Annotated in this window: 1 protein-coding gene; it reads right to left on the bottom strand. The window is 38.7% G+C overall.

Annotated features, from left to right (window positions below; genetic code table 11):
* Positions 1-692 (bottom strand): IS1634 family transposase (locus ABDZ53_RS12805; RefSeq protein WP_343757137.1); only part of this gene is annotated, 692 nt, incomplete at both ends.

Genomic DNA, 692 nt, shown 5'->3' with positions numbered 1-692 from the left:
CTAACTTTTTTTCAAGAATACGATAAACCAGTAATGAAAGAAAACAAGTGAGGAAATGTGCTTTAATCCGATCGTCCCTTCGGACAAAAACCGGTCGTGCACGCATTTCACTTTTCAGAATACGAAAGGTTTCCTCAATCTCCCAACGGCGATGAGATATTTTGAGTATCTCTTCTGAATCCCCCGATACATTTGTACAGATACCGTATAAACCATCGTATTTCGCTTCTTCTTTTATCTTCTCTTGATCTACTGTGACTTGAAAGTCCTTCGCGATTTCGCCTTCTTTAGTGACATGGGTCTCTTTTAAGAAACGCTTGAAATCTGTTGGACGTTTTTTCTTTAATTGACTTGGGTTATCTGCTTTCTTCATGGCTCGCTCAATCTGTTTTCTGCGAATCTCTTCTTGATAGCGTTTATGCTTGGGGGAAAAAGTGATAATCAATCGCTGTTCTAATCCATTTTCATGTATCCAGCGTTCTTTATAATAGTGTCCTTTATCTTTTTCTAAATCTAAATCTTCCAGATTTATTTTACGGGCAGACCGATGCGATTCCCCTACGGGGAGCCATCCCTTGGTATCCAATGCCCATTCCTTTAAATGCTTTTTTAACAGTTTAATGGACTGAGTCGTAATAAATCCTCTATTTCCAAAAGAGTTATAGAGTCTATTGTCATGAGAGGACAGTCCA

Source organism: Alkalibacterium iburiense (assembly GCF_039521845.1).
Taxonomy (GTDB): Bacteria; Bacillota; Bacilli; order Lactobacillales; family Carnobacteriaceae_A; genus Alkalibacterium; species Alkalibacterium iburiense.
Note: the sequence above shows the minus strand (reverse complement) of the source record. Positions and strands in the feature narration are given on the sequence as shown.